Raw genomic sequence first — 6,103 nt, 5'->3', positions numbered from 1 at the left:
GACCTCGGGACGCTCTTACACCACGTCTGCGCGCGCCACCTTGAAACTTCCTAATCACCGTCAGCTAGCGCCAAATTGGAAGTCGATGGTCACTCATTAACGTACAGTTCTTATAACTTTGTTCATTATTTTCCGCACCTAAAATGATACGCCGTTTGTGACAGTACTCACAAACGGCGTTTTTTGACCACTGGCGTGTCTGGCAGGCGGCAAGCACCGCCCGAATCCGCATTTTGAACGCGCCCGAATCGGTTCTGGAGCCGGTTTTCGCGCTCTTACTCGTCTTTGGGCGAGGGATGCTTGCAGACCACGCTCATGTAGATCATGCCGAGCACGGCTGCGGTGACCGAACCGGCGAGAATAGCGGCCTTGGCTGCAAGAACCTCAAACTGGGCCGTCGGGAAGGCAAGGCCGCTGATGAGAATCGACATGGTAAAGCCGATACCGCCCAGAATGCCCACGCCGGCAATCATGTGCCAGTTGACATTGTGCGGCAGCTCGCAGGCCTTAAGCTTAACCAGGGCAAACGTCATACCAAAGATGCCGATCGGCTTGCCCAGCAGCATGCCAAAGTACACGCCGAGCGTCACCGGGTCGGTGAGCAGCGTGCTCATGTCCACGCCCACTAAGCGAACCTGAGCGTTTACGAACGCAAAGATCGGCAGGATCACAAAGTTGACCGGCGTGGAGATCAGACGCTCCATGCGGATAAGCGGCGGGGTCACGCGGTGCATGACGCGCTCGACCTTGGTTGTCGAGACGGTAAAGTCATGCTGGCCCAGGATGTGTGCCTCATCATCGTAGCGGTCATCGAGCAGCGGCAGGCACTCGCCCAGCCAATCGGTGAGGCTATCGAGCTTGACGCCACACTTGGCCGGGATGGTAAAGGCCAAGATGACGCCAGCAAGCGTGGCATGTACGCCGCTCTTGAACATGCAGAACCACAGCAGCAGCCCCAGTACCGAATACGGGGCAAGGCGGTAATGCTGCGTCTTGTTAAGCCACACGAGCGCGCAGGTCACAAGCGCGGCGGCGCCCAACCAAAACGGATTGGGGCTCTGACCGTAGAAGATGGCGATGGCGGCGATGGAGATCAGGTCGTCGGCGATGGCGAGCGTCGAGAAGAACACGCGCACGCCGTTGGGCACGCGGTTGCCCAAAAGCGACAGCACGCCCAGCGCAAAGGCAATATCGGTTGCCATGGGAATGGCCCAGCCGTTGTGCGCGCCGGCATGGTTAAAGATCAGGTAGATGCAGGCGGGAACGACGACACCGCCCACGGCCGCCAGCATGGGAAGCATGGCCTGACGCGGATTCTTGAGCTCGCCGACCGTCATCTCGTACTTAAGCTCAATGCCCACCAACAAAAAGAAAATCGCCATGAGGAAGTCGTTGACGAAAAGCTCAACGGTGAGACCAGCCGTAAGGTTGCCCAGACCCACATACAGCGGGGTCTCCAAAAAGTGATGGATGGCCTCGTAGGCATCGGTATTGGCGCAGATAACGGCGGCGATGGCGGCGATCACCATGACGGCGGCAGAAATGGTGCCGTTCTCGGCAATGCGCTCCCAGATGTCGTGACGTTCAAAGCGCTTGCGCTCACGAACATTGAACAGCTGCTCAGTTGCTGCCATGGGCGGCTCCTTTCACGGGAAAGCTCCCGTCTTAAAAAAGCACGGCCCGCCCAGATGGCGGCGCCGCGCTCTAACGTATTACGCTTGCATCTAGCCTACCCTGCGCGACAAGCGCGCAAGCGCGGCCGAAAAGCGGAACCACAGGTTGAACATTATTTGCTCAACGGCACAGGCACGCCTGTCCAAGAGACGACGCGGCGACGTGCACAAAAAAACGACCGGAGCGCGGGGCGTCCGCGATCCGGTCGGGGCGTTTGGTCAACTAAACCTAGCAGGCGGCCATGATGGGGGCAGCGACCTGCTTCTTACGGGAGAGGACGCCCGGCATCCAGACGCCGTCGTGCTCGTCGGCAATGCCCAGGCCCTTCTGAGCAGCCTCGGTCTCGCCCTCGAGCAGGACCTGCGAGCCCTCCTCCATGATGTCGGTAATGCACAGGACGATGCCGTCAGCACCCTTCTCGGCGGCGTAGGCGCGCATGGCCTCGCGGATCTCGTCGATCATGCCGAGCGCACGGCTCTTATCGACGGTCTCGTACTGGCCGATGAGCAGCTTCTTGCCCGCAGGCTCGAACATCTTGATGTCGTTGCCGACCATCTCGGCTGCGGTGAAGGAGCCGGACGGACGGGTAAGGAAGACATCCATGCCAAACTTGACCGGGTCGACGCCCACCTGCTCGCCGAGCTTGGCGGCGACAGCGCGGTCGACATCGGTGGTGGTGGGGCTCTTGAGCATGAGCGTATCGGTCATCATGGCCGAGAGCAGCAGCTTGGCCTGAACGTCGGAAAGCTCAACGCCGAGCACGCCGGCGAGCTTGGTGACGATGGTGCAGCTGGAGCCCCAGGGCAGGCAGATGTAGTGCAGCGGGCCGGCGGTCTCGAAGTCGCCAATGCGGTGATGGTCGACGACACCAAAGACCGTGGCGTCCTTAAGGCCGGCGACGGACTGGGCGGACTCGTTGTGGTCGGTGAGGACGACGAGCTGACCGGCCTCGACGGACTCGATCACGCGGGGCTCGGCAATGCCGGCGTCGGCAAGCAGCTTGGCGGACTCGGCCGGGAGCTGGCCCAGAGCGCAGGCCTCGTAGGTGTTGCCGGCATACTCAACCTGGTTGAGCAGCTGGGACAGGACGACGGCGCTCATAATGGCGTCGTTATCGGGGTTCTGGTGACCAAAGACAAGAACGTTTGCCATGGATATCCTCCACTTGATATGTGTACTTGGACGTAGCTATGGTAGCACGCCGATGCCGAGCCTTCGCAGACGGAAGGGCCACGGCATATTTTGTGGCAAGCATGGGGGCCAAGGCTGTCCCTTTCGCACCATGTTGGTGCAAAGTAACCTGTCCCCCTTGCACCAGCTATTTACCGGCGGCGCGCAGGGCTACGTAAGCAGCGCCGATGATGCCGGCGTCGTTGCCGAGCGAAGCGACCTTAATGGGCGTCTCGCGCGAGGCGGAAAGCGCGTACTGCTTAAAGTGTTCGCGAACCTTGTCGAGGTAGACATCGGCCGAAGCGGAGGCACCGCCGCCGATCAGGAACATCTCGGGGTCGACCACGTTGGCAATAAGCGCCAGGGCGCGGCCGAGATAGTCGGCCATGGTATCGGCAGCTGCCAGCGCGAGCTTGTCACCCTCGCGGCAGGCCTGGAACACGTCCTTGGAATCAGAAGGCCCGGTGAGCTCGATGGGCTCGACGCCCGCCTTCTTGCACTCGGCAAGGTAGTTACTCACCACGCCGGTGGCGCTGGAATACTGCTCCAGGTGGCCATGTCCGCCGCAGCCGCAGGTGCGCTCCTCTTCGGGGTTCAGGCACATGTGGCCAATCTCGCCGCCGGCGCCCACAACGCCCGACACCACGTCGCCGTTGACGATAACGCCGCCACCCACGCCGGTACCAATGGTGACCATCACCACGTTCTGTACGCCCTTGGCAGAGCCGAGCCAGGCCTCGCCCATGGCAGCGGCGTTGGCATCGTTTTCGTACTTAACGACCGCGTCGGGGCAGTGCTCCTGAATGGCGACTCTTAGCTCGGGCAGGTTAATGGCAATGTTGGCCTTGACCTTGGCATCGCCCGATGCCGGGATGGGGCACGGAACGGCCAGGCCAATACCCGCCACAAAGGCGCGCGGAATCTGGGCCTTGGCGACCACCTGGTCGATAGCCTCGGTCACCGCGGCAAAGCCCGCGGCGTCAACGATAGGAGGCGTGGGCACGCTGGCCTTGGCAAGCAGGTTGCCGTCCTCGTCGAACAGGCCTTCCTTAACCGAAGTGCCGCCAACGTCGATGCCGATATAGTACTGCTTAGGTTCCATGGGAGCCCACCTTTCTCGTTTAAACATTGCCTGTATGGTACCGCTCCCCAGGCAAAAACCTGTCAAAAAGGGACAGGTTTGTTTTGGCAGGTTTTATCTGGGAAAACGCAAGGCATGAAATTCGGTTCGCTGGGCGGCAAAACGGCCCAACCCCGTCCTCGAGCCAATCAATTTGCTCAATACCACATTATTAGAGTGCATATTCATTTAGAGCGCTCTAGTTGTTAAAGAGAAGCGTTTTTCAATTATCTCTTTCTCGAACTTTTCAAAAACGCAATAGGGATGCTTAGGCGTGGACTATACTTTCGTTTGTACTCAATCAAGCCGGAAAGGAGGTTCCATGATTCCCAAATACGAGGCAATAGCTGCAGATATCCGTCGAAGCATCGAGGACGGCGCTCTAAAGCCGGGCGACAAGCTGCCCACCGTCGTTGAGTTCTGCGAGCTCTATAGCGTTTCCAAAATCACCGTCAAACGAGCTATTGAGCAGATTACCGATGAAGGTCTTGTTACCAGCCGGCGCGGATCGGGCACCTACGTTAAGGACACGGCGGGGCTTCCCGGCCAGGCGTTTTTCCAGGGCAAGAACGATCGCTCCCAGGGCTTTTCGTATGAGCACCGCGGGGAGAAGGTGACCTCGGTGGTCTACGATTTCTCGATTGTCAATCCGCCAGCAGACGTCGCTGCCCAGCTGGGAATTGCCGAGGACGACTTTGCCTATCACATCGTGCGCGTGCGCCAGGTCGACGAGAAGCCCATCGTTATCGAGTACACCTACATGCCCCTCGAGCTGATTCCGGGCCTTAAAAAGAAAGACCTGTATGGATCGGTCTACAGCTTCATCCGCAAGCAATGCGGGCTGAAGATTTCGAGCTTCCACCGCACCATTCGCGCCGTAGCGGCAACCGAGGAAGAGGCTGAGCGCCTGGACACCAAACCCGGCTCTCCCCTGCTCGAGCTCAACCAGATTGGCTTTTTGGATAGCGGCACCGCCTTTGAGCATTCGATCTCGCGCAACGTTGGTGACCGCTTTGAGCTGCACAACGTAACGTTGGCATAGGTTTTTGTAGTCATGCGGGCGCTCGTTACGGCTCGTTTAGAGTGGGCGGCCGCGCAACACCATGGGGGTATGAACATGTCCGATTTGATTAAACTGACGCCGATCTTTCACGAGAAGATCTGGGGCGGCCGCCAGCTCGAAACCGTATTTGGTTATGACATTCCCGAGGGTCCCATCGGTGAGTGCTGGGCCATCTCGGCACACCCCAACGGCGACTGCCAGATCGCTGAGGGCCCGTACGCCGGTCACACGCTGTCATGGCTGTGGGCCGAGCACCGCGAGCTCTTTGGCAACTGCGAGGGCAAGGGGTTCCCGCTGCTCATTAAGATTCTGGACGCCAAGGACGACCTTTCGATCCAGATCCATCCCAACGACGAGTACGCCGCCGAGCACGAGAACGGCAGCCTGGGCAAAACCGAGTGCTGGTATGTGCTGGACTGCGAGCCCGGCGCCACAATCATCGTCGGCCAGCGCGCCAAGGACCGCGCCGAGGCTGCACAGATGATCGAAGACGGCCGCTGGGACGACATGCTCAACGTGCTGCCGATCCACAAGGGCGACTTTTTCCAGATTGATTCCGGTACCGTCCACGCCATCAAGACCGGCACGCTCATTTTGGAGACGCAGCAGTCGAGCGACGTGACGTATCGCCTGTACGACTACGACCGTCCCGGCACCGACGGCAAACTGCGTCCCCTGCACATTGAGCAGAGTCTCGACTGCATCGACTTTGATTCTCAGGCCCCGACCGACGGCACCGTGACCGCGCCCGAAGTCGACGGCGTGACCGAACTCGAGTCCAACCCCTGCTACACCGTCGATCGCGTGCGCGTCAACGGCAGCAAGACCCTCGACCAGCACTGGCCCTTCATGTGTCTGTCGGTCATCGACGGCGAAGGCACCGTCTGCGGCGACCCCGTCCACAAGGGAAGCCACCTGCTAGCCCCGAGCACCGTCAGCTCCATCGACCTCGAAGGCAAGATGGAACTGATCATCAGCCACCTGTAAGCTACCGGTCCCCGAGCGCTCGCCGGGACGGGGCGCGGGGTTTGGTCGCCTGCTCGGACAGTCCTGCTCGCACGGAGAGCACATTAAGT

General features: G+C 60.1%; 5 protein-coding genes. 2 read left to right on the top strand and 3 right to left on the bottom strand.

Annotated features, from left to right (window positions below):
• Positions 1 to 275 precede the first annotated feature (275 nt).
• The 3 genes from nhaA to DWV20_RS09605 all read right to left on the bottom strand — a co-directional run bounded on the left by nhaA (position 276) and on the right by DWV20_RS09605 (position 3,946).
• Positions 276 to 1,634, bottom strand: coding sequence for a Na+/H+ antiporter NhaA (gene nhaA / locus DWV20_RS09615; protein ID WP_118256880.1), 1,359 nt, complete (start codon positions 1,632 to 1,634; stop codon positions 276 to 278).
• Between the two features lie 268 nt (positions 1,635 to 1,902).
• The gene (locus DWV20_RS09610; protein ID WP_117759766.1) at positions 1,903 to 2,826 is read right to left on the bottom strand and encodes a manganese-dependent inorganic pyrophosphatase; all 924 of its coding nucleotides are present in this window, start codon (positions 2,824 to 2,826) and stop codon (positions 1,903 to 1,905) included.
• Positions 2,827 to 2,992: 166 nt separating this feature from the next.
• Complete coding sequence (locus DWV20_RS09605; RefSeq protein ID WP_233539252.1) at positions 2,993 to 3,946, bottom strand: ROK family protein; 954 nt, start codon at positions 3,944 to 3,946, stop codon at positions 2,993 to 2,995.
• Positions 3,947 to 4,286: 340 nt separating this feature from the next.
• Between DWV20_RS09605 and DWV20_RS09600 the strand changes: the two genes are divergently transcribed.
• Together DWV20_RS09600 and manA are read left to right on the top strand one after the other, a co-directional pair.
• A complete protein-coding gene (locus DWV20_RS09600) occupies positions 4,287 to 5,006 on the top strand; it encodes a GntR family transcriptional regulator (RefSeq protein WP_117646233.1) in 720 nt (239 codons plus the stop codon).
• Positions 5,007 to 5,081: 75 nt separating this feature from the next.
• Positions 5,082 to 6,014, top strand: coding sequence for a mannose-6-phosphate isomerase, class I (gene manA / locus DWV20_RS09595; protein WP_370448158.1), 933 nt, complete (start codon positions 5,082 to 5,084; stop codon positions 6,012 to 6,014).
• The last annotated feature ends 89 nt before the right edge of the window (positions 6,015 to 6,103 follow it).

It is taken from the genome of Collinsella sp. AF02-46-1 (genome assembly GCF_003465825.1).
In the GTDB taxonomy this organism is placed as follows: Bacteria; Actinomycetota; Coriobacteriia; order Coriobacteriales; family Coriobacteriaceae; genus Collinsella.
The sequence above is the reverse complement of the archived record's forward strand: the minus strand, read 5'-3'. Positions and strand labels throughout refer to the sequence as shown.